Source organism: Streptomyces bugieae, assembly GCF_036352915.1.
Lineage (GTDB): Bacteria > Actinomycetota > Actinomycetes > Streptomycetales > Streptomycetaceae > Streptomyces > Streptomyces endophytica.
The window spans coordinates 1-437 of sequence record NZ_JAZBJP010000184.1; the positions used below are offsets into that span (position 1 = coordinate 1).

Below are 437 nucleotides of genomic sequence, written 5' to 3' on the forward strand. Positions count from 1 at the left end.
GGGCAGAAGGGGATGGGCATCCTGTTCGCGGCGCTGGTCGGCGCGATCATCTGGAACCTCATCACCTGGTACTACGGTCTCCCCTCCTCGTCCTCGCACGCGCTGTTCGGCGGCATGGTCGGCGCGGCGCTGGCCGGTGGGACGGACGTCATCTGGTCCGGGGTGCTGGAGAAGATCGTCATCCCGATGTTCCTCTCCCCGATCATCGGCCTGGTCGTCGGCTATCTGGTGATGGTCGGCATCCTGTGGATGTTCCGGAACGCCAACCCGCACAAGGCCAAGCGCGGCTTCCGGATCGCGCAGACGGTCTCGGCGGCGGGTATGGCGCTCGGCCACGGACTCCAGGACGCGCAGAAGACGATGGGCATCGTGGTGATGGCCCTGGTCATCGCCGATATCGAGGGCCCCAACGACGAGATCCCGGTCTGGGTCAAGGT

Annotated in this window: 1 protein-coding gene; it reads left to right on the top strand. The window is 66.1% G+C overall.

Annotated features, from left to right (window positions below; genetic code table 11):
- On the top strand, window positions 1–437 hold a 437-nt coding region (locus tag V2J85_RS40795), incomplete at both ends, for an inorganic phosphate transporter (protein WP_330824414.1).